The sequence below is a fragment of the Methanocalculus taiwanensis genome (assembly GCF_024372745.1).
GTDB classification, from domain to species: domain Archaea; phylum Halobacteriota; class Methanomicrobia; order Methanomicrobiales; family Methanocorpusculaceae; genus Methanocalculus; species Methanocalculus taiwanensis.
The window spans coordinates 51,929-73,167 of sequence record NZ_VOTZ01000006.1; the positions used below are offsets into that span (position 1 = coordinate 51,929).

General features: G+C 51.6%; 30 protein-coding genes and 1 tRNA gene. 21 read left to right on the top strand and 10 right to left on the bottom strand.

The genetic code is table 11. The features are described 5' to 3' along the window. Nucleotide 1 precedes the first annotated feature (1 nt). Nucleotides 2–1,183 (top strand): O-phospho-L-seryl-tRNA:Cys-tRNA synthase, encoded by a 1,182-nt coding sequence (gene pscS / locus FTO68_RS04045; protein ID WP_255332100.1) that lies wholly within the window; start codon nt 2–4, stop codon nt 1,181–1,183. Here pscS and thiI read toward each other — a convergent pair. Further along, entirely contained in the window at nt 1,166–2,341 is a 1,176-nt protein-coding gene (gene thiI, locus FTO68_RS04050; protein WP_255332101.1) for a tRNA uracil 4-sulfurtransferase ThiI, read from the bottom strand. The genes pscS and thiI overlap by 18 nt on opposite strands. 785 nt (nt 2,342–3,126) lie before the next feature. On the opposite strand from thiI, the gene FTO68_RS04055 reads away from it, so the two are divergent. The 4 genes from FTO68_RS04055 to FTO68_RS04070 all read left to right on the top strand — a co-directional run bounded on the left by FTO68_RS04055 (nt 3,127) and on the right by FTO68_RS04070 (nt 4,915). Then, nucleotides 3,127–3,363 (top strand): type II toxin-antitoxin system HicB family antitoxin, encoded by a 237-nt coding sequence (locus FTO68_RS04055; RefSeq protein ID WP_255332102.1) that lies wholly within the window; start codon nt 3,127–3,129, stop codon nt 3,361–3,363. Continuing rightward, nucleotides 3,360–3,593 carry a type II toxin-antitoxin system HicA family toxin gene (locus tag FTO68_RS04060; protein WP_255332103.1) on the top strand — a complete coding sequence of 78 codons (234 nt, stop codon included), beginning with the start codon at nt 3,360–3,362 and terminating at the stop codon, nt 3,591–3,593. The genes FTO68_RS04055 and FTO68_RS04060 overlap by 4 nt, the downstream gene beginning before the upstream one ends. A gap of 717 nt (nt 3,594–4,310) precedes the next feature. Beyond that, nucleotides 4,311–4,520 carry a hypothetical protein gene (locus tag FTO68_RS04065; protein ID WP_255332104.1) on the top strand — a complete coding sequence of 70 codons (210 nt, stop codon included), beginning with the start codon at nt 4,311–4,313 and terminating at the stop codon, nt 4,518–4,520. Next, nucleotides 4,517–4,915: a type II toxin-antitoxin system VapC family toxin gene (locus FTO68_RS04070; protein WP_255332105.1), complete on the top strand. Its 399-nt coding sequence runs from the start codon at nt 4,517–4,519 to the stop codon at nt 4,913–4,915. The genes FTO68_RS04065 and FTO68_RS04070 overlap by 4 nt, the downstream gene beginning before the upstream one ends. Before the next feature lie 179 nt (nt 4,916–5,094). Here the strand turns inward: FTO68_RS04070 and FTO68_RS04075 are convergent, their stop codons facing one another. Both FTO68_RS04075 and FTO68_RS04080 read right to left on the bottom strand, forming a co-directional pair. Next, a complete protein-coding gene (locus tag FTO68_RS04075) occupies nt 5,095–5,397 on the bottom strand; it encodes a hypothetical protein (protein WP_255332106.1) in 303 nt (100 codons plus the stop codon). 853 nt (nt 5,398–6,250) lie between these two features. Continuing rightward, nucleotides 6,251–6,373 carry a hypothetical protein gene (locus tag FTO68_RS04080; protein ID WP_255332107.1) on the bottom strand — a complete coding sequence of 41 codons (123 nt, stop codon included), beginning with the start codon at nt 6,371–6,373 and terminating at the stop codon, nt 6,251–6,253. 176 nt (nt 6,374–6,549) lie between these two features. Between FTO68_RS04080 and FTO68_RS04085 the strand changes: the two genes are divergently transcribed. Continuing rightward, nucleotides 6,550–7,170 (top strand): DUF2150 family protein, encoded by a 621-nt coding sequence (locus FTO68_RS04085; protein ID WP_255332108.1) that lies wholly within the window; start codon nt 6,550–6,552, stop codon nt 7,168–7,170. Further along, nucleotides 7,171–7,623: a DUF5814 domain-containing protein gene (locus tag FTO68_RS04090; protein ID WP_255332109.1), complete on the top strand. Its 453-nt coding sequence runs from the start codon at nt 7,171–7,173 to the stop codon at nt 7,621–7,623. Nucleotides 7,624–7,913: 290 nt separating this feature from the next. Here FTO68_RS04090 and FTO68_RS04095 read toward each other — a convergent pair whose 3' ends face one another. The 4 genes from FTO68_RS04095 to FTO68_RS04110 all read right to left on the bottom strand — a co-directional run bounded on the left by FTO68_RS04095 (nt 7,914) and on the right by FTO68_RS04110 (nt 10,000). Next, nucleotides 7,914–8,333, bottom strand: a complete 420-nt coding sequence (locus FTO68_RS04095; RefSeq protein ID WP_255332110.1) for a type II toxin-antitoxin system VapC family toxin — start codon at nt 8,331–8,333, stop codon at nt 7,914–7,916. Next, entirely contained in the window at nt 8,330–8,518 is a 189-nt protein-coding gene (locus FTO68_RS04100) for a hypothetical protein (protein WP_255332111.1), read from the bottom strand. The genes FTO68_RS04095 and FTO68_RS04100 overlap by 4 nt, the downstream gene beginning before the upstream one ends. Nucleotides 8,519–9,025: 507 nt before the next feature. Then, nucleotides 9,026–9,829, bottom strand: coding sequence for an EFR1 family ferrodoxin (locus tag FTO68_RS04105; protein WP_255332112.1), 804 nt, complete (start codon nt 9,827–9,829; stop codon nt 9,026–9,028). Nucleotides 9,830–9,853: 24 nt separating this feature from the next. After that, entirely contained in the window at nt 9,854–10,000 is a 147-nt protein-coding gene (locus tag FTO68_RS04110) for a hypothetical protein (protein ID WP_255332113.1), read from the bottom strand. 560 nt (nt 10,001–10,560) lie between these two features. Between FTO68_RS04110 and FTO68_RS04115 the strand changes: the two genes are divergently transcribed. From FTO68_RS04115 to FTO68_RS04150, 8 genes are all read left to right on the top strand, one after another. Continuing rightward, nucleotides 10,561–10,995 carry a C-GCAxxG-C-C family protein gene (locus FTO68_RS04115; protein ID WP_255332114.1) on the top strand — a complete coding sequence of 145 codons (435 nt, stop codon included), beginning with the start codon at nt 10,561–10,563 and terminating at the stop codon, nt 10,993–10,995. A gap of 131 nt (nt 10,996–11,126) precedes the next feature. Further along, complete coding sequence (locus FTO68_RS04120) at nt 11,127–11,810, top strand: LytS/YhcK type 5TM receptor domain-containing protein (RefSeq protein WP_255332115.1); 684 nt, start codon at nt 11,127–11,129, stop codon at nt 11,808–11,810. A gap of 116 nt (nt 11,811–11,926) precedes the next feature. Beyond that, nucleotides 11,927–11,999: transfer RNA gene (locus FTO68_RS04125), tRNA-Gln, on the top strand. A 17-nt stretch (nt 12,000–12,016) separates the two neighbouring features. Continuing rightward, nucleotides 12,017–12,181, top strand: coding sequence for a hypothetical protein (locus FTO68_RS04130; RefSeq protein ID WP_255332116.1), 165 nt, complete (start codon nt 12,017–12,019; stop codon nt 12,179–12,181). A gap of 21 nt (nt 12,182–12,202) precedes the next feature. Next, nucleotides 12,203–12,604: a hypothetical protein gene (locus FTO68_RS04135; protein ID WP_255332117.1), complete on the top strand. Its 402-nt coding sequence runs from the start codon at nt 12,203–12,205 to the stop codon at nt 12,602–12,604. Beyond that, nucleotides 12,601–12,837 carry a DUF7557 family protein gene (locus tag FTO68_RS04140; protein WP_255332118.1) on the top strand — a complete coding sequence of 79 codons (237 nt, stop codon included), beginning with the start codon at nt 12,601–12,603 and terminating at the stop codon, nt 12,835–12,837. Before FTO68_RS04135 ends, FTO68_RS04140 begins: the two co-directional genes overlap by 4 nt. After that, nucleotides 12,838–13,098, top strand: a complete 261-nt coding sequence (locus FTO68_RS04145; protein ID WP_255332119.1) for a type II toxin-antitoxin system RelE family toxin — start codon at nt 12,838–12,840, stop codon at nt 13,096–13,098. Between the two features lie 357 nt (nt 13,099–13,455). Beyond that, nucleotides 13,456–14,211, top strand: coding sequence for an acylphosphatase (locus FTO68_RS04150; RefSeq protein WP_255332120.1), 756 nt, complete (start codon nt 13,456–13,458; stop codon nt 14,209–14,211). 110 nt (nt 14,212–14,321) lie between these two features. On the opposite strand, the gene FTO68_RS04155 is transcribed toward FTO68_RS04150, so the two are convergent. After that, nucleotides 14,322–14,462 carry a hypothetical protein gene (locus tag FTO68_RS04155; RefSeq protein ID WP_255332121.1) on the bottom strand — a complete coding sequence of 47 codons (141 nt, stop codon included), beginning with the start codon at nt 14,460–14,462 and terminating at the stop codon, nt 14,322–14,324. 303 nt (nt 14,463–14,765) lie between these two features. On the opposite strand from FTO68_RS04155, the gene FTO68_RS04160 reads away from it, so the two are divergent. Then, nucleotides 14,766–14,966: a DUF2283 domain-containing protein gene (locus tag FTO68_RS04160; protein WP_255332122.1), complete on the top strand. Its 201-nt coding sequence runs from the start codon at nt 14,766–14,768 to the stop codon at nt 14,964–14,966. 400 nt (nt 14,967–15,366) lie between these two features. Here FTO68_RS04160 and FTO68_RS04165 read toward each other — a convergent pair whose 3' ends face one another. Both FTO68_RS04165 and FTO68_RS04170 read right to left on the bottom strand, forming a co-directional pair. Beyond that, the gene (locus FTO68_RS04165; protein ID WP_255332123.1) at nt 15,367–15,765 is read right to left on the bottom strand and encodes a type II toxin-antitoxin system VapC family toxin; all 399 of its coding nucleotides are present in this window, start codon (nt 15,763–15,765) and stop codon (nt 15,367–15,369) included. A gap of 66 nt (nt 15,766–15,831) precedes the next feature. Then, nucleotides 15,832–16,047, bottom strand: coding sequence for an antitoxin VapB family protein (locus FTO68_RS04170; protein WP_255332124.1), 216 nt, complete (start codon nt 16,045–16,047; stop codon nt 15,832–15,834). 209 nt (nt 16,048–16,256) lie between these two features. On the opposite strand from FTO68_RS04170, the gene FTO68_RS04175 reads away from it, so the two are divergent. The 5 genes from FTO68_RS04175 (at nt 16,257) to FTO68_RS04195 (ending at nt 21,196) form a co-directional block, all read left to right on the top strand. After that, nucleotides 16,257–17,600 carry a nucleotide sugar dehydrogenase gene (locus FTO68_RS04175; RefSeq protein ID WP_255332125.1) on the top strand — a complete coding sequence of 448 codons (1,344 nt, stop codon included), beginning with the start codon at nt 16,257–16,259 and terminating at the stop codon, nt 17,598–17,600. Nucleotides 17,601–17,686: 86 nt separating this feature from the next. Then, nucleotides 17,687–18,943, top strand: coding sequence for a nucleotide sugar dehydrogenase (locus tag FTO68_RS04180; protein ID WP_255332126.1), 1,257 nt, complete (start codon nt 17,687–17,689; stop codon nt 18,941–18,943). Nucleotides 18,944–19,042: 99 nt separating this feature from the next. Continuing rightward, a complete protein-coding gene (locus FTO68_RS04185) occupies nt 19,043–20,311 on the top strand; it encodes a UDP-glucose dehydrogenase family protein (RefSeq protein ID WP_255332127.1) in 1,269 nt (422 codons plus the stop codon). A gap of 140 nt (nt 20,312–20,451) precedes the next feature. Then, on the top strand, nt 20,452–20,628 hold the full coding sequence (locus FTO68_RS04190; protein ID WP_255332128.1) for a hypothetical protein: 177 nt from the start codon (nt 20,452–20,454) through the stop codon (nt 20,626–20,628). 169 nt (nt 20,629–20,797) lie between these two features. Further along, nucleotides 20,798–21,196 carry a hypothetical protein gene (locus FTO68_RS04195; protein WP_255332129.1) on the top strand — a complete coding sequence of 133 codons (399 nt, stop codon included), beginning with the start codon at nt 20,798–20,800 and terminating at the stop codon, nt 21,194–21,196. Nucleotides 21,197–21,239: the final 43 nt, after the last annotated feature.

Below are 21,239 nucleotides of genomic sequence, written 5' to 3' on the forward strand. Positions count from 1 at the left end.
GATGCGGTGTGCAGGTGATATCGATGCCCGGCAGGTGGATGAGACCGCAATCAACATCGATCCGATCCAGGTGGGCGGGCGGCTCACGGCAGATGCAATGAAGGCGGTGATCGCCTATGGCGATGGCTATTCGGTCTGTGATAACTGCCGCAAGCCTTTCCGGCTCGACTATATCAAAAAACCGCCGATTGCAGATTTCCATGCCGATCTCGCCTCCTGGCTTGGGATGGATGCCTGCCGGGTTGTTCCCGGTGCACGGCGCGGGTTCCAGGCGGTCTGCCAGGGGTTGGTGCAGAAGGGCGATCCGGTGATCCTGACCGCACTCTCCCACTATACCGAGTTCATTGCAGCCGAGTCTGTGGGAGCAGTACCGCGTGAGATACCAAAGGATGGGAAGAACCATATCACTGCGGATGCTGCCGCAGAGACGATCGAGCGGGTTATAAAAACGGAGGGGAAGACCCCTGCACTCCTCTTTGTCGAGGGGGTGGACTACCAGTTCGGGAACCACCATGATATCCGGGGTATCGCCAAAGTTGCCCACAGCTATGATATCCCCGTCCTCTATAACGGCGCCTATACCGTCGGTATCCTGCCGGTGTCAGGCAAAGAGCTCGGGGTGGATTTTGTGATCGGTTCAGGCCACAAGTCGATGGCAGCACCCGCACCCTCCGGTCTCGTTGCGACGAATGCAGAGTATGCGGAGAGGATCTTTGCCACAACCGCGGTGAAGGGGGATCAGACCGGCAGGACATTTGGGATCAAGGAGGTCGCAATGATGGGCTGCACCTTAATGGGCGTCACCGTGATGGGTATGATGGCGTCCTTCCCCCATGTGAAGGAGCGGGTGCTCGCCTGGGATGAGGAGCTCCGGAAGGGGAAGATTGTGATAGATTCCCTCCTCTCAATCGAAGGGACAAAAATCCTCTCGGATATGCCACGGGAGCATACCCTGACCAGAATCGATACGCGGGAGTCATTTGACAGGGTGGCAGAGACCCATAAGAAGCGCGGGTTCTATTTTACGAGTGCGCTTGGAAAGAGGGGGATTGCCGGAGTGATTCCGGGGGCGACAAAGATCTGGAAGTTCAACACCTACGGGATGACAGAGAGCCAGGCAGACTATACTGCGAACGCCTTCCTCGATATCGCACGCGAGAACGGCTTAGCCGTCAATGACTGAGCCGGAGAGCGCGGTCCTTCTGACTGCGCTTTCCACTGCTTTTTGTATCAGATCAGCTATCGGAAGTTTTGCCTCCTCTTCTTCGATCTGGCGGATGGTTGCGGCAGTGGCGGGCTTCTTCGGTACCATCCGGCAGGCGTGATCGCCAGGGCGGGGGATGAAGGTCTGAATCTTCTTTGCGAGGGTGACGATCTCCTCCTTGTCATAGGTGATGAGAGGACGAAGTACGGGGAGCGTGGCAGCCGGGGTTACGGTAGCCAGGTTCTCAAGTGTCTGGGATGCAACCTGCCCGAGATTATCCCCGTTTACAATGGCAGAGCATCTGTGTTCTTCCCCGATCCGGCTCGCTACACGGTGCATGAACCGCTTGCAGAGGATACAGCGAAACCGGGATTCCTTTAATGTGAGCAGTGCAGAGAAGAAGGGCTCCATATCGACCTCGATGATTCCGATCTCTGTTCCCATGCAGTGTGTCGAGAGGGTTTCTGCATGGGCAAAGGCATCATCCCGCGTGGCGGCGCCTGCGTGCCTCCCGCCATTCATATGGAGGAGGAGGAGATCAGTCCCCCTGCGCATCATCAGCCACGCGGCAACCGGCGAGTCAATTCCTGCTGAGATGAGGCAGACTGCCCGTCCCTGTGTGCCGAGCGGGAGTCCGCCCGGACCAGGATAGAAGGAGTCGGTGACAAATCCTCCGTAATGGCGGGCCTCGACAAAGACCTCGTACTCCGGGTTCGTGAGATCGACCGTAAAGTCCGGGTACCGGTCAAGGATCGCTGATCCGACAAATGCCCCGAGCTCCTGGCTGGTGAAGCCCTTCACCGCCTCCCGCCGTGCCCGTACCGCAAATGAACCGTTGTTTTTGCCTGATCCGGCTACTATCTCCACTGCGGCAGCTGCAATCGCCTCCATCGTGGGTTCTGTACGGGTGACGACTGACGTGTCCACGACACCAAAGACACGGGCGGCAACTGCTGCTTGTTTTGGATCATCGCAGTTGATATAGAGCCGCCCCCGGTGCTCCTCGATTGTATGGGCAAGACCTTCTGCTTCAAGTGCCCGTCCGATGTTCCGGGTGAGAATCCTGATGTAGTGGTGCATCACCGATTCGCTCTTCAGGAAGAGTTCTCCGTACCGCACCATCACCTGCTGCTGCATGGGGTACTAGTGGAACGCAATAGGAGATGGGTTCTTCTACAATTTTCTGAAAGGGGGGGGGCGTTGAGGAGAGGGGTCACAGGCCAGCAGATGTTTTCAGGACGATAGAAGTGGCCGGTAAGCGCTTGTGGCTGCATGACAATCCTGCCTGAAGATTTCAGGTATTGACCCCTCGTTCCTCCGGGGGGGCACTCCTCAATCCCCCTCCGGTTCTCGGGGTGGGCGGCCTTCGGCCACCGAGCGGGGCTGATCGCCCCGCCGAGAGGATGGGAGCGCTTTCAGCGCTTATGTGGTTGTACTGGTTCTCAGAAGATGCACACAACACTCTGTTGTGCCGCGCCCTGCCGCGCCCATTTGAAAAAAGGAACATAAGCTACCTGCTGGTCGCGTCCGTACTATCCCGTGCACCGCATCTCCATGGGCTTACCCTCCACCCGAACCGGGTACCGGAGCTCCCCGCGATTGCCCGGACCCCCCTGCTATCCTTACACCCCCCTTCAGGTGAAGGGGGGGCAGGGGGGATTGCCTAAAGGAGGGGTGTCACAGTACAGCAGATACATACCTGAAATGCATCTGTCTGTAAGCGCTTGTGGCTACATGACAATCCTGCCTGCTGATTTCAGGTATTGACCCCTCGTTCCCGAGGGTAGGGAGTCTCCCTGCCCATCTTTGATGAACGGATCCTTCCATCTCCTATGGGGCACAACTCCGGTTCCAGGAGACCGCCAAACCTGTACTTTATCGTAGGTTAGAGAGTAACCATAGAGGTAATCAGGGATAAGATCATGAGGAAAATACAATTAACTGTTATGATCTGGGAGGAAGAGGGATTATATGTCTCAAAGTGCCCTGAAATCGAGGTTAGCAGTTGCGGAAATTCTCCACAGGAAGCCCTTGACAATATCCATGAAGCGATCACTCTTTACCTGGATAATGCCCGGGCTCTTGACATGATGGAAGAGATTGAATTAGCTCTACGAGCTCGCCATAAATTTACCTCGATGATCGAGGTCGAGGCATGAGAAAACTCCCCCTTCTTTCTTCAGAGGTAATAATCAAAAAGTTGAAGAAAGCAGGGTTTACAGATGCGCCATTTCAGGGGAAAGGGAGCCATTCTGCACTATACAAAGTACGGGATGATGGTAGAAAACTATTGGTTATTATCCCAAAGAACAATCCGGTTCCTCGTGGCACCCTCATATCTATTATAAAACAGGCCGATCTTACAAAAGAAGAATTCAATGTACTTTGAATTTCAACGACCGAACACGATTCTCTTCTTTCTTCCTTCCTTTCAGATTACACAAAATGATCGGGGAACTTCTGTGTCTGCCGCGCCCATTAGAAAAGAGGAACTAAAGCAGCCTGCAATCGCGTCCGTACTATCCCGTGCACCGCATCTCCATGGGCTTACCCCCGCCCGGTGCGGCTGCCGGCGCTCCCCGCGATTGCTCAGACCCCTCTGCTATCCTCACTCCCCCCTTCAGGTGAAGGGGGGCAGGGGGGATTGCCTGTGAGGAGAATGTCACAATACAGCAGATGCTTTCAGGAAGATAGAGTGGCCTGTAAGCGCTTGTCGAAAAAGGTCGATGAGGTATGCTACCTTGAACGTGACCCCTCGCCCCTCCGGGGGGGCACCCCTCAATCTACCTCAATCTCCCTCCGGTTCTCGAGGTGGGCGATCTATCGGCCACCGAGCGGGGCTGATCGCCCCGCCGAGAGGAGGGAGGGGGGCTCCCGTGCCCACCTCTTGTCACTGGTCTCTCCTTCCTTCTCAACTACGTTTCTCATTCGCTGTCACTTATGTAGAAAGGGATCTTCAGTGAGGATGACACCACACTATCCAGCTGGTATTTGCTCAGGAATCAGGGTATGTATCAATTAGAAATTTGGAGAAGAGTCTTATGTGTATTTTTTGGAAAACATAATCTGCTTAAAAGACACACATCAGGATAAAAGGGGTGCAACAATGAGTGTACAGTATATCTATGATTCTGCAGGAAAGAAGACAGGAGTTATCATTCCCATTGATCTCTGGGAGACGCTGCAAGATAAGCGGTTAGCAGAAGAGCCGGTTGGCATTTCAGATCCAGGGAAATACAGGGGTATATACCGGGATCTGAAGGTTGATCTGAAGACAGAAATCCGGAAACTGCGTGATGAATGGACGCGAATATGAAGCGGTATCTCCTTGATACAAATATTCTCATCTACTATCTTGCTGATGAGATTCCCTTATTACAGCTACCTGAGATAGAAAAAATGCTCAATCACTCTTTTCGAATATCTATAATCACAAAGATTGAGTTACTTGGCTGGAAGAAACAATCTCCGGAAGAATATATAAAAGCAGATGAATTTATTCATTCTGCTGAAGTTTATCCCCTTAATGACAGTATTGCTGATTGCGCAATTAACATCCGGCGATCATATGGGGTATCTCTTCCAGATGCTGTCATTGCAGGAACCGCTCTTGTTCACGACTGTATACTGGTCACCCGAAATGTACGTGACTTTTCAAAAATCCATTCACTCAGCCTGCTGAATCCATTTGATAATGACAGGATGGTATAGTACACTGACCCCTCACGCCTCCCGGTTCTCGGGGTGGGCGATCTATCAGCCACCGAGCGGGGCTGATCGCCTCGCCGAGAGGATGAGTAGCTTTTTTTCAAATATCTCTTGTGACCGAGAATCTGGAGAATAGTCACCTTTTTTCGTCATCTATTGAGAACATTGTGCTCTCTGATCTGTCAATTGGATTGTGGAGAGAGATCAGCATCATGTCTACCTGGCAATCGTCTATCCTGACGAATGTGACGCTGCCAGGTAACGGGATCATCAATCTCGCCAAATACATTCATTTTTGACAATGTATTCAGCGCAGCAGCCATTCGCTTACCCCGTTGTGCATGACTATCTTCAACAGAAGGAATCTGATCATCCACTATTGTGATCAAAACAGGGACCGGTGAATGCGTTGGAATGAGCCTCTCTGTATCATTATCCCATTCGACATGATTATCTTTGATCAATGCTCTGAATGTCCGAAGCATGCTCTCTTCACCCGTGAAAAACTGTTATTGACTTAAGCCCGAAATAGCACTACGTGATGTAGACGTACACTCTTCTATGAACTATATAATTTCAGGAATATAAATTTCTTCTGCCATTCTATAATGAGGAAATACCAAAAAATGGAATCTCGGTTCCTCTCATATTTCCATTGCCAGCCCTCTCGTTTTCACTCAGTAAATACAGGTGTAGTATCCCCCTGCTATCCTCACCCCCCCTTCAGGTGAAAGGGGGCAGGGGGGTTTGCCTAAAGGAGGGGTGTCACAGTACAGCAGATGTATAATTGAAATGCATCTGTCTGTAAGCGCTTGTGATTGTATGGCAATCCTGCCTGCAGATTTCAGGTATTGACCCCTCGCCCCTCCGGGGGGGCACTGCCATCCCCTCCGGTTCTCGGAGTGGGCGGCCTTCGGCCACCGAGCGGGGCTGATCGCCCCGCCGAGAGGATGGAAGCGCTTTCAGCGCTTATTGTGTTGTAACAGCTTTCTGTCAGATAACAGATGTATATTTTGCCGTGCCCTGCCGCGCCCATTTGAAAAGAGGAACATAAGCTACCTGCTGGTCGCGTCCGTACTATCCCGTGCACCGCATCTCCATGGGCTTACCCCCGCCCGGTGCGGCTGCCGGCGCTCCCCGCGATTGCTCAGACCCCCCTGCTATCCTCACTCCCCCCTTCAGGTGAAGGGGGGCAGGGGGGATTGCCTAAAGGAGGAGTGTCACAGTACAGCAGATACATACCTGAAAAGTGCCTGCCTGTAAGCGCTTGTGGCTGCATAACAATCCTGCCTGCTGATTTCAAGTATTGACCCCTCGTTCCTCCGGGGGGGGCACTCCTCAATCCCCCTCCGGTTCCCGGCGGGGCGATCCGGCAGCTACCGGGATGTAGCCGAAGAACCCCGCAGTCAGGATGATGGCGCTCTCGCTCAGACCATTTGTACTGGCCTCTCTTCTCTTCAACCACGGTTTTTCATCCACTGTCGCCTGGAAAGGATCTCCTGTGAGGATGATACCACACCATCGATCTGATAGCTGCTTATGAATCGGGAATTCTGGCGATCAGATATGAGCAGAAGAGTCGGTTGATGAGAGAAGCGGTAACCTCTTTAAAGATCTGAGTAGGATGGTACAATGAAATGGCGCGGAAGAAGAGTGAAGCAAAAAAGGAAGAGCCGATGAAACTCTTCTATATCTTCTATAATCAGGAACGATGGGATAACTGGCTTGCAACGCTTGCTGACGCAGACTTTGAGGGCGATGGCGAGGAGATGCCGGAAGGATTCCGGATGCTTGAGAACTTCAGCGAGGATATCACGCTTGCGGTCCTGAAGATCATCAGGCTCTGGCAGAACGAGCGGATCAGCCTTGAGGATGCCAGCCAGAAGCTCGCTGAAGTAGAGGCGATCGTGATGGGGCCGGTTCCCGAGGATGAGCTTGGCGAGATCATCGGATCTGTCCAGATCGCGATGATGGTCGTCTTTGCCTCATGCAGGAACTTCCTTGCAGGCATGAGTGAGGCGGATATCAAGGCGCTTGTAAAAGACGGGAAGAAAGCAGCAGACAAGGATCCCGAAGAGGCGCTCCGGATTGCCGCTGAGATCGGATCTGCCGTCATCGGCGGTGCCGCCTGCTGTGCCCGGTACGTGAAGGATACCGATGATCCGACGATCTTTGATGAGTGGCTTGCGGCTGTCGAGAAGATGGGCGAGGCGATGAAGTCCCTAAAGAAGTTCGATGAGGAGCCAGGAGAAGCATAAGTGATCGCAAGCAAGGCCCGGCTCCGTGCAGTCCGTAAGATCCAGCGCGTCGCCGGGTACCGCCTGCCTGATTTCGCCTTCCATGGTGCGAACCTGGAGATGATCGATGGCGGGATCAACTATGAGCAGCTCGATTCCACACTCCGGGAACAGCTCCTCCGGTTCCAGAAGGATTTTCTGGACTGCAACTGCAAAGGGAGGCCGCTCTGCGGATGCCCGGAGCGAAGGTTCGTCCTCATGCTCATCGAGCTCCGGACGCTGGGCCTCGACCACCGCGAGATCCATGCCCATCTCCTCGATGAGTACGGGATCGACCTCTTCCCCGCTGATATCCTCTCATTTCTTGAAGACGCCGTCCACCGGCTCGAGGCGATCCGGAGGGTCGCCGAGCTCGAGGGGCAGCTGGAGCTTGCGAAGAAGACGGAAGCGGCGATTGCGGGGATAGAGCAGTAATAGTAGAGACTCTTCTCCAAAATTCTGATCTTTTGGGTTTTTCACCATTCATGGGAATGGGAGATATATCCCGTTGCCACATTCGGGTAATGGGGCGTTTGAAGCATCTTCGGACGGGGGCGGGGGAGAATGAATGTTTTTCACCCAGCAAAGCCCTTCTCCAAAATAATTCCAAGCCTGTCATTCGACTGGTTGAAACCAAAAATCTTAAAATCCACTTATTCAGCCATTGACATGAATGCAGAAATCCGACGCTATTGGGGATTTCCGGACCCCCGTTGACAAGGTATTTAGACAGTCCCTTCTCGCAGGTGGATACGGTGTAAATTGGGTATTCTTTTGAAGTCTTTCACATTATCTGTAATGATTCCGTCAAGCCTGAGATCAAGGCAATGTTGTGCGATGAGTGCGTCATTTATCCGTACATTTGATACATGACTGAGATCAACTGCGCTCATGACTGTGGTCTTCTCAATAGGATAGTAATCAAAATACCGTGATTTCAGGATTTTTATTGTTCTGCTATGCGATTGTTCATTATTGAGTAATCTCTGAAGTTTGTATTGTACTTCTGATATGATGATTGTATTGACCACGAAAGTACACCCTTGATCAATCAATGTCAGCAATCTCTCCCTGGCCAGGGGGTATTCGGGCATATCCGCGATATTCGCAAAGATCAGGATGTTTGAATCGACCATCACCTTCATGATGACCACAGTTCATCTTCCAGCTGATCAAGGTTATCGTGGGACTTATTATGACTATGTGCTGGTGAATTGATCGCTTCAATAAATGGATCATCATCGCCGGTCTTCTTCAGGATGATGGTATGTGAGTTCTCCTGTTGTATAACAAATGTATCGTTGGGCTTGATCTTCAATATGTCTTTCACACTTTTTAAAGACACATTAAATTGTTCATCAACATTTACCACGATTTCCATCACGAACCTCCGGTACCTATCAATGTTTCCATACTTTTATAATACTTCATGCTGCATCCCACTTCTTCAGGACTGTCTATACTTCTCGTGATACCATATCAGCGGGCATAATGAAAATGACTCTTCTCCAAAATTCTGATCTTTTGGGTTTTCCTGAATTCTTAGGGCCATGGGATTGATCCTATTGGAGATCCCGATGTAACCGGATCATTGGGAGTGATTGACGCAGGTGCGGTGCGGGGAAGGGCGAGAATGCTTCGGGGCTGCCAGAGCAGATAAAAACCCGATTCGATAGAATCGCCTTTCAGGTAGCTCTCTTAAGCAAGTGTGTATCGCCTCTGCCATCCTTCTCCCTCCACTTGCCCCGCCCCCGATACCCACGTCGCACATGCTTTGAGCTACCCACATGAAATAACGAGAAGGCTTTTTATTAGCCATTCCCGGGAGTGAAGGGTACTATCCCCCTCTCTGCTCCACCATATCTTTCACAGTCACATCCGGGTGATGGTACCGGCGCCTCCCCTTTGTCCTCCCCCCTATTTCGACTGCCTCCTGCGGGCACCAGTGGATACAGGCATAGCACCAGGTGCAGTTACTCCCCCAGGTGACGGTTTCATCGGTGACGGTGATGTTCCTGGTCGGGCAGATCCGGGCGCAGAGTCCGCACCGGTTGCAGCGATCGGTTGCGTGGAGCCGCCGGGGGGTGCCATAAACGGATGTGATGAGGTATCTGAAGAAGGATGCGACTACCCGGTAGGGTGTTGAGTCCGATCCTTCGAGTGGGATATCCTTCCTGCTTCTGATTGATTCAGCAATCTCCGGGATCCGCTCCCGTGCAGCTGTAAGTATTCCTTCGACCTTCTCCTCCGGCTCCATCAGGTTCATCGGCCCGATGAAGTTCTCGGGCATCGTGATGGCTGCGCCAAGGGAGAGATGGGCGCCTTTTGCCTTGAGGAGAGCATCGAGATTGTAGAGGGCGCCCCCGGGGCTCCCGCCGCAGGTCGCGACCCCAAAAAGATAGGGGTTGCCGTGTATCTGAAGCCCTTGTACACATTCCTTCACAACAGGAGGCATATCCACATAGTAGACGGGAAATGCAAACCCGATTGCATCTGCCGTCTCTGCCTCCGGCAGGAGGGGGGCGCCTTTCATCGCCTGCGTGATCGGGATGATGGTCGTATCGCCAAGAGCATCAGCAAGCTGGCGGGCAACCGCGAGGGTGTTGCCGGTGCCGGTGAAGGTATAGATGATGGTTGTCATAGTATCATCAGAAGGGGTTTTATTTTAGGCATTCCGGGGAGGTTCTGTCCGGGGTATTCCGGATGCAGGGAGTGGTTCTCCTGCATTCACTCTCCCTTTTGTACAATTCAGGATAAAGATATCCACACAGGAATCTAAACAACGGTTCTTCTCCATATTTCTGATGGGCATTGTTATCCACAAGCTATAATAATAAATGAATGCCCTCAAATCACTATTGTTTGACCAATAACAATAAGAAAAGGACATACTATATTTCTATATTCATATCAACTGCGAAATCTTCAGGCTTTATAATTATTGGTGTTAACGAGTATGAAACAATCCTCATATTACTTTAGAGAGGGGCTCATTGTATCGAGTATAAGAAACCCCCCACCGCCCCTGCCCCGTCCGCACATGCTCCGCAAGGGGATCCTGGTTTGGGTATCCGCAGATACAGCGCGGGTGGGGCGGGAATGCTACGCAGGCTGCCAGAAGCAGATACATCCCCGATTCTTACGAATCGCCTTTCAGGTTGCTCTGATGAGCAAGGGTTTATCAGCTCTGTCAGCCAGCTCTCTCGCTATCCCGCCCCCCGATACCCGCGCCGCACCTGCTTCAATCACTCCCAATGATCCGTTTGTTGCATCGGGATCTCAAATGGGATCACTCCCTTGTTCCAAAGAATTCAGGAGAAACCTGTGGATCAGAATGTTGGAGAAGAGTCCAAACAATTAATCGGATGAAAAATGACAAAACCAGACGACGCACTCACGGCATTCAATAACGGCTTCACCTGCTCTTCGGCAGTATTCTCGGCATTCTCAGACGACCTCGGGCTCTCCGGCGATCTGGCAAAGAAGATCAGTTGCGGATTTGGCGCCGGAATCTCCCGTACCGGCAATATCTGCGGCGCCGTCTCAGGTGCCATCCTTGCAATCGGCCTGAAATACGGGAAAGCCGAAGAGGGCGATAATGCGGCAAACGAGAAGACGCGGGCGCTTGTGCGGCAGTTCATCGATGAGTTCTGCGAAAAGAACGGATCGATCAACTGCTCAGAGCTCCTCGGATATAATCTGGGCAGCCAGGATGAATATGAACAGGCGCGGGCAGAGAACCTCTTTGCGACGAAATGTCCGCAGTATGTGAGGGATGCGGCGCTGATTCTTGAGCAAATTTTATAAAGAGAAAATCACATAAAAACTCTTTTAATCGCATTTAGAGCCCGTTCAACAGAGATTGGCTACACGATCAGATACCCACAAATCCATCTGGTTTATCGTGAATTACACGCAACATGTAATGGATTGTTACTATGGATGGATCGTTCTTACCACAGTTCAATGTGCTTTTGCAGCTCATATGCGTCATCATTGTTGCTGCATATCTCCTCACGCAGAGCCGGATATTCCCCGAGATCCTTGATGGAAACCCGACCATAAAAACCCGCATCATTCTCATCCTCTTCTTCGGCGGGCTCTCAGTCTATGGATCGATCTCCGGCATCGAGTTCCTCGGATCGGTCATTAACGTCCGTGATCTCGGGCCGATGGTTGCAGGGCTCCTTGCCGGTCCCTGGGTTGGCATCGGGGCAGGGCTGATCGGTGCTGCCTACCGCCTGAGTATGGGCGGTATCACCATGTATGCCTGTTCGGTTACCGCCATCTTCGCCGGACTCTTTGGCGGGCTCATCTGGATCTATTATAAGAAGAGATTTGCCGGAACCACAGTAGCCGTTGCATTTGCTGTCCTGATGGAGGTCTTCCATATGGCACTCACGCTTATCATGGTGAGACCCTATGATGAGGCAGTTGCCATCGTCAGCAGAGTGTATCTGCCGATGGTTCTTGCCAATGCCGCCGGAATGTTCGTCTTTGCCATGATGGTGAAGAATATCCGGAAAGAGCGGAAGATACAGGCAGAGCGTGATGCACTCCTGGGCAGGATGAAGCAGAACGTGGCAGGAGTACCCTGTACTGATGATATCAGAAGCAGTTAACCCAGGTCTTTTCAACACACAATGCTGAACCGTGGCTGGTTAATTGGAGACTCACATCTCCTCAACCCCCGGAAACCACTATATCTTTTCACGGTTAATATATTGAGAATCTTCTCACTCCCGTAGTGTAGGGGTCAATCATGCAGGACTTTGGATCCGGCGACGGCGGTTCGAATCCGCCCGGGAGTATTGATGCAGACGCAGCGGTGATCACACAGTTCATCGCCCGGCTGCCTGGCGGCCGATCATCTATGGCGGCCGGACCCGCGGAGTCACGTTCATCAGGGATGTTCAGCCAGGCGAATGGAAAGGCAATGGAGAGCGATGCAACCGGCATCTATACTATCGCCTGCAGGAAGCATATCAGCTAAAATGAACTCTCTGCGATCCAGATGGAGAACACCGGCACGAGTACTGAGCCGATCTGTGAGCCGGTCTGCGAAGGCGATATCCGGGACTCGCCTGCGGATATTCCTCGTGCCAGAGCGGCATCTGGGCATGAGCCTGAGTATACGCTGGAAGAGAGGCTTTTCTGCGACTGTTGCATGGTTGATGGAGCAGCGTACGCGATAGCAGGGTACGCAGGAGCAAGGGAAGCGGGAGCAATAGCCGCTCAGGAAGTAAGATTCAAGGGTGGGGGCGCTGCCCCCGGATATCGTGTATCCCCGGGTTATTCTGACGGAAAAGATTGGCCGGGTTTTGAGAGAGAGAGAGGAGAAGAGATCTACCAGTCCGGGATAAACCGTCTCAGCTACGGAATACCTATATCTCTTCAGGTATACATTAGTATATGACAGGAGAAGTAACTACCATCAAGATTACTCCCGGTGTGAAACAAAGACTTGATAGGTTAAGACGATTTCCCCGTGAGTCATATAACGAGATAATCTCACGGCTTACAATGGAAAATGAGGAAGAAGGAATAACTGAAGAAGATATTGTGGATATTGAGGAAGCGCTGGAGGACATCAAGGCAGGCCGGGTATATTCGACTGCCCAGTTGAAAGAGAAACTCGGTATTGATTGAATGGAATACACCATTATATGGACCGACAAATCCCGAAAAAACCTTGAAAAATTACCAAAAGATATCGCAGCCCGGATCATTGAACGTGTCGAGATCATTCGTGATGATCCATTTCTGCACATTGACCGGTTGGCGGGATCAGCCTGGTATACATACCGGGTGGGCAAATACAGAATTATTCTTGATATAAAACGAAAAAACCTGATAATATATGTAATTAAGGTCGGCCCAAGGAAGGCTGTCTACAAAAACCTGGAATAATGGGATCTGCCTTTTGGAGGCGAGGGAAGGGAAAAGGGTTAACGAAAAGACCTCCCTTTACATTGCAGCCTTGTGGTCTCCAGACCCCGGTTGCAAGCCCCCTCCGTTAGGCGGGGGTAGTTGACCGAGATTTTCAATGATCAGTGAAAGCATATCTTTGTCAGAACAATGATACAGTAATTGAAGAGTTGGGCGACACATTCAGTGCTAGATACCAGGATATGATGGAAAAAACGACTTGGGATTTCATCTCATCAAATCAGGAGGGGGTGTTGTTTTGATTCTCCTCTGCACACGCCTGTAGACACCCGGTATTTGAGAGAAAAGCCTATGATTTATGAAAGCGAATAGCTCACTATGGATTCCCATACCTTCTCCAGATATTCAATACACGTTTCAGGAACGGTACAGAGGGTTGGCTATCGGCATATTGTTCAGAATATTGCAAGAAAATTAAAAATTACCGGCTATATCGAGAACCTTGAAGGATATGATGTGCATATCATAGCAGAGGGGCGTGTAGACGACCTTGATGCATTTATCCTGGCTATCAGGAATGTGGAATATCCGGTGGAGGTTGAAGAGATTTGTACCGTAGAAGAAGAATATAAGGGAGAATTTTCTTATTTCACTGTAATCAGAGGATCTCCGGAAGAAGAACTTGCAGAGAGGTTTGATACTGCAATTGCTATCTTTTCACGGATGGAGAAGAAACAGGATATCGCCCTTGAAAAGCACGATACATCCATTTCATTACAGGAGAAGACGATTGGCCTGCAGGAGAAGACGATCGGTCTGCAGGAGAAGACGATTGGCCTGCAGGAGAAGACTGTCGGTCTGCAGGAGAAGACGATTGGCCTGCAGGAGAAGACGATTGGCCTGCAGGAGAAGACGATTGGCCTGCAGGAGAAGACGATCGGTCTGCAGGAGAAGACTGTCGGTCTGCAGGAGAAGACTGTCGATCTACAGATAGAGACGCTTACTGAAGTAAAAGGAATGAGAAGTGATCTCGATAACCATCTCAATAAGGAGATCTCTGAGATGCGTATGGAATTAAAGGAGATCAGGACGGCATTGATAAACTATGGAATTATGAATGCGGTAAAGTCCTGAGAATACTTCCTGTATCTCCACCGTATCCTTCCGGGCGGAACACTCCTCAATGCCCCTCTATGCTCCGGGAAAGGGGATCCGGAGTGCCGGCCGGACGGGGATATTCGTCTTCACTGAGGTGAAATAAGCGCTCCCGGGCTTATGCTGTTGTACCGGGCCCCCATCAGATACAGAGTATCGATGTGTAACACGCCCTGCCGCTCCCATTTGAGAAGAGGAACAACGCCCGCCTGCTGGCTGGTCACTGGCATACCATCTCCTGCACCCTATCAGCAACCTCATACCCTTTATAAAGCGAACTGGCGGTTTCTGGCAAAAAGGGGGATCAATCTGGATCGGCACACCATAGAAAGGGGGGATCAAAAGGAACCGGCGAAAGAATGGGTGTTGAATACCGTACTGTTCCCCGATAGAGTTGAAGAGAGAAAGGATGATGAGGTACATTATCTTAAAGAGATTCCAGATGCAAAGGGAAAAGTACTTCGAGTCATTATAAATCCCATCTTATCTCCTCATCGTGTGATAACAGTATTCTTTGACAGGAGGGAACGACCATGAAAGTGACCATCGATAAAGAGGCTGATGCAGTGTATATGCGGCTGTCTAATGCCCCCATTAAGGATTCAGAAGAGATCAAGCCGGGTGTCATCCTCGATTACGATGATGAGAATAATCTGATTGGAATTGAGATCCTCACTATCTCCAAGCGTGTGCCTTCCGCCGCATTGACCTCGGTTCAGCTTGAAACTGCATAATCTCCTCGACTCTTCTCTTTACCGGGAGTGGTTGGATGCCGGTAGACGTTGAATCCAGGTAGACGTTGAATCCAGGTTGATAGATCACCTCTATTGTTCTCTGTCGTCTTCTGGATCCAACATCTCGAATAGTGGGGCTTTGTGACCATGCCGATCACGTTTGAGATCAACAATGATCGAGATTTCTCGTGAATTCAAGATTAAGGATGTGCACAACGGCCGGCTCTGTTTCAGAACTCTCACGGCAGGGTGCGGCAAAACAGAGTGTCGCAAGGGGTTGCAGGAGTTTTGGAATCAGGCGGCGAGATTCCTCACTTCGACGAGATGGTGAACCGAGATCCGGAGCTCATCAACCACCAGGTACGGTACTGACGGCTTGAACTTGAGCAGCAGCAGGGATCTATCTACCTCGAGTATACAAACGGATCTCCAGATCTACAACCTCTCCAATGGTGAGGAAATCCTTGTCGCGGGTTGCAATCGAGCCGGCCCCTTCTGCGACTGCAATACCGGCAATCAGGATGTCCAGAGCATTGACAGGTGTGCCATTGCGCCTCAGGCGGGCCGCAATGGTGCTGGATGCCTCGGCAGCTGCAAGCGTATATTCCAGTACCCGTGTCTCTTCGAAGAAATCTCTGAAGAAGTCCCCCTCCTTTCTTGCATTGGCTCTTTTCACACCTTCAAAAATCTCATGGTAGGAGAGCGTCGTCACTGCATAGATCTCATCTCCTATACAGGACTCTGTTTCAGGCACACCCCGGAAGAAATCTATCAGAAAGGAGTTGTCATGGATGATCATAGGCTTAAACGCTCCATAGTAGCAGGCAATCCCGATAATGAAATCTCGATACTACAGTGTGCGGAATTATAGTGTCCGGAAGGTAGCAGATCGCCGTGTCTCTTCGGCTGTTTCTTCTATCTCATCCAGCACAGTGCTCTTTGATAGCGCTCCAAACCGTCTTCGTAATCCTTCTCCTCTGGTTTCCAGGAGATGATCAATTGCATCTGAAAAACTCATACCGGGCTCTTTCAGCTTTTTAAGAACCGTATATGTTGAATCTCGGATGGTGATTGTTTTCATATAATGGTGTATACTCACACGATACTATACATAATGATCGTATTATGTTTTTGTACCCCTCTGACTCCGATCCACCCCTTAGCCTTTGCGGAGAAGGAAAATACCAATGGTTCCCGTAATCTGAAGATCAAATGCAAAACCATGAGGTTTATCTTAAAATAATCCCAATCACTCATTATTAGCATACCATCGATACGGAGCACCAGATTATGCAGCAGCAGAATACAAAAGGACAGGACTCTTCTTTCAACAGCGCTTCTGAAAAACCCTCTCAGAAAACCGCAGAAATACTCCCGGACATCCGCTCAAAGACACTCTGTGTTGTCGGCCTCGGCTATGTCGGCCTGCCGCTCGCAGAAGCCTTCTCGGCACACCAGAAGACTATCGGCTATCGGAGAAATCAGGCGGCAGTCGATGAGCTGAACAGGACGATGAAAGAGCGGGGCAATGAGAACTTTATCGCCACCACCGATCCCGCACGGATCAGGGAAGCCGATATTGTGATCATCTGTGTCCCGACACCGGTGATGAAGAATAAGCTCCCCGATCTACGGCCGATCCTTGACGCCACTGTGACCGTCGGCCTGAACCTGAAGCAGGGAGCGATTGTTGTCGGCGAGTCTACCGTCTGGCCTGGTCTTACCGAAGAGCTGATGATCCCGCTCCTCGAAGAAAAATCCGGGATGCGATGCGGCCGCGACTTCTTTGTCGGCTACTCGCCTGAGCGGGTGAACCCGGGCGACGACGATCATACCATTGATAAGATCACAAAAGTCGTCGCAGGTATGGATGATACAACCACACAGACGCTTGCTGCGCTCTATAGTCAGATCACCACTGTCCATGTCGCACCCAACATCCGGACGGCTGAGGCGGCGAAGGTGATCGAGAATGTCCAGCGGGATCTGAATATCGCCCTTATGAATGAACTATCGATCATCTTTGATAAGATGGGGCTTGAGACAAAAGCCGTCCTTGAAGCTGCCGCCACCAAATGGAACTTCCACCGATACCGTCCCGGCCTCGTCGGCGGCCACTGCATCCCGGTCGATCCCTACTATCTCGTGAACAAAGCCCAGGAGCTCGGCTACCACCCGCAGGTGATCCTGGCCGGCCGCGCCATCAACGATGCGATGCCCCGGCATGTGGCGCAGATGGCGATCCGTGGCTTAAATGATGCCGGGAAAGTGATCAAGGGCTCCAGGGTGCTGATCATGGGCCTCACCTACAAGGAGAATGTCCCCGACACCCGGGAATCGCCGGTTGAAGAGATGGTGAAGGAGTTTGAAGACTTCCATCTCAAGGTCTATGGGTTTGATCCGCTCCTCTCAGATGCCGAAATCGCCCATTTCGGTGCAGAACCGGTTGAAAGGCTGAACCCCGGCATGCAGGTGGACTGTATTTTGGTGAATGCACCCCATGATATCTTCAGGCAGATACCGGTTGCTGATCTCCTCTCGATCTGCAATGGTAAACCGGTACTCGTGGATGTCGCGGGCATCTTCCGCGATGTTACTCCGTTCAGGAATGGCTGTTATTACCGGACATTATAGGGTACATCTGTTCACAGAACGCAAATGCAGATCAAAGACCTTAACCTTTCTTTTGCCAATATTTCAGGAGAGGTTTAGTTCAATAGATGAACGCTCCAGATATCACCATTACCACCGTCTGCGTCGTCGGCCTCGGGTACGTCGGCTACCCGCTTGCCTGCGCTTTTGCCGAGCAGATCAGGACGATCGGCTATGATGTCGATGCGAAAAAGATCGCCACCATTAATACTAGTCCCGGCAACCGGATCGAGGGGACGACGGACCCGGCCCGGATCCGGGAGGCGGATGTTGTGATCATCGCGGTCCCGACCCCGGTTACAAAGGCAAAGGATCCCGATCTCTCGTATATCGTCTCTGCCGGTGAGACGGTAGGGAAACATATGAAGCCGGGAGCGATTGTGGTACTCGAGTCGACGGTGTATCCGGGTCTCACCGAGGAGGTCTTTGTCCCGGTGCTTGAGCAGGTATCAGGGATGGCCTGCGGCCGGGACTTCTTCGTCGGGTACTCGCCTGAGCGGATCAATCCCGGCGACGACGAGCATACACTCGAGAAGATCACCAAGATCGTCTCCGGCATGGATGAGGCGACCGCCGCCACCCTTGCCAAGCTCTACGGACGGATCACCACCGTCCATCTAGCACCTGACATCCGGACGGCCGAGGCGGCGAAGGTGATCGAGAATGTCCAGCGGGATCTGAACATCGCCCTGATGAATGAGCTCTCGATCATCTTCGGCCGGATGGGCATCGACACCAAAGCCGTCCTTGATGCGGCCGGCACCAAATGGAACTTCCACCACTACCGCCCCGGCCTCGTCGGCGGCCACTGTATCCCGGTCGACCCCTACTACCTGGTGATGAAGGCCGAGGAGCTCGGCTACCACCCGCAGGTGATCCTGGCGGGCCGCGCCATCAACGACTCGATGCCCCGGCACGTCGCCGGTATCGCAATCAAAGAGCTGAACCGGTCCGGCAAGGTGATCAAAGGCTCCAAAGTCCTGATCATGGGCCTCACCTACAAGGAGAATGTCCCCGACACCCGGGAGTCGCCGGTTGAAGAGATGGTGAAGGAGTTTGAAGACTTCCATCTTAAGGTCTATGGGTTTGATCCGCTCCTCTCCCCCGATCAGATCGAGCATTTCGGGGCAAAGGCGGTTGAGCAGCTGGACTCCGGCATGCAGGTGGACTGCATCGTGGTGAATGCCCCGCACGACGCCTTCAGGAAGCTTGCGGTAGAGGATCTGCTTGCAATCTGCAATGGCAAGCCGGTTGTGGTGGATGTCGCGGGTGTGTTTCGGGAGTGTGGGGAGATGAGGGATGGGTGTTATTATCGGGTGTTATAACATTTTGTTACACCACCTTTCCTCTGATGCAGATCTTCATAGCGGGGACGGAGGCTACACATCCCTGGTATATCGAAATAGAATGAAAGGTGATATTACGTGAAAATCTCAATACTTGGAACCGGCTATGTCGGTGCAGTAACAGGAGCCTGTTTTGTAGAGATTGGGAATGATGTTGTCTTTGTCGATATCGATCCTGCCAAGCTTGATATGATCCGAACCGGCCGCTCCCCCATCTTTGAACCCGGCCTTGACGAGCTGCTGAAAAAGAATCTGGATCGGATCTCTGCAACAACTGATACCGGCGAGGCGATCCGGGAGACTGACGCCACCTTCATCTGTGTTGGCACTCCGTCGAATCTGGACGGCTCGATCGATCTTCAGTACATTGAGGCTGCCAGCCAGACGATCGGGGGGGAGCTCCGGGAGAAGGAGGGCTGGCACACAGTTGTGATGAAGAGCACCGTTGTCTCAGGGACAACCACTGGAATCGTCCGCAGAAGACTTGAAGAAGCATCCGGGAAAGAGGCATTCCGTGACTTCGGGCTTGCATCGAATCCTGAGTTTCTTAAGGAAGGATCGGCTCTGACAGATGTCTTCTCCCCTGATAGGATCGTGATCGGTGCGGAAGATCCCCGTTCACGGAAGGTTCTGGAGACCCTCTATGCCACCTTTGACTGCCCGAAGCTGGTGACGGCAATACCGGTTGCCGAGATGATCAAGTATGTCAGCAACGCATTCCTTGCAACCAAGATCAGTTTTGCAAACGAGATCGGCAACCTCTGCAAGACGATGGGGCTTGATACCGCAGAGGTCTTTGCCGGGGTGGGGCTCGATGCCCGGATCAACCCTGCCTTCTTCAGATCCGGCATCGGGTTTGGGGGCTCCTGCTTCCCAAAGGATGTCCGGGCCCTGATCGCCCAGGCCTTGGCTGCCGGTGTTCCTCCGAAGATTCTTACGAGCGTGGTGGCGGTAAACGAGGACCAGCCCCTGCGGCTTGTTACATTACTGAAGAAGCATCTCCCGGATCTGAAGGGGAAGAGGATCGGTCTCCTCGGGTTAGCCTTCAAGCCGGATACCGACGATATCCGGGAGAGCCGGGCGATCCCGATCACAGAAGAGCTTCTGAAGGAGGGGGCGAGCGTGATTGCCTATGATCCACTGGCAATGGAATCATTCGGGAGACTCTTTCCCGGTATCTCATATGCCGCTTCAGCAGAGGATCTGGTTCAGGTTGTAGATGCGGTTCTTCTCACGACAGAATGGAAAGAATTTGAAACACTCGACTATACCGGGAAACTGGTGATTGACGGTCGGCGTGTTCCAAAGGCAGCGGTTGGATCTATTTATGAGGGGGTCTGCTGGTAGGGAGTCTCATGGAATTATTCGATCATGATTCGATCGTCCTCTGGTGTCTGCCCGAAGCCGGTGGGAAAGAATCGAAAAGCGGTTATCCAAAGGATTATCTGGTTTCTCAGGAATATAAATACTAAAGGAGCAGAAGGAGCATGACAGAGAAGAAATACAATCCCGAGGATGTCATCGGGAAACCCTACAGAAGAGGTCTGCTACCCTACGGTGGATCTGTAACAAAGGGCCGGATATCCTATGCTGTCAGTGAGGAAGAGTACCTCGAGGGTATGAGGCGCCTTCGATCGATTTTGAATACACCCTCTGATCGCTGAAGAGCATCACCTGCAGGAATACATGAACCATCCAACCATTTTTCTGGATACGCCAATCTTCTTTACCTGCGCTGAAGATACAAAATCCAGAACCACTCTGCAGCATGCCAGAAATGCAGGATATTTAATTCAAACTTCAATCTCAGTCCTTGGTGAAGCTTTCATCCAGATGCATGAGCATAAAAAAGCGCTGGATTATATAACAAGTATGAATCAACTCCTTGATGACTGGAATGTCGCAGTCCATTTTCCCAATGATCATGTCCGAATTCTCTGTTTTAAAATGGGGGAGGAAGAGGTTGACACCCGGATGATCCGTGAGCCGACCGATCGCACCCACCTTGCCTATGCGATGGCATATCACTCAGACTATTTCCTGACGTCTGACCGGAACCTAATCAGGTACAGGATTCCATCCTCTCTCGAAGCGATCGGGTTCTCAAAACCCACCTGCCTGCTACTCGAAGAATTCAAAAATGAGATCTCCATGAAGGTCCGTGAATTCTCTTATGAATGGGATACAACAAGAAGTACAATGGGAGGATTTAATGATAAAAATGATGCTTAATAGTTGTATATCTGCTCCTGCACCATCAGCTCCTGCATCCACT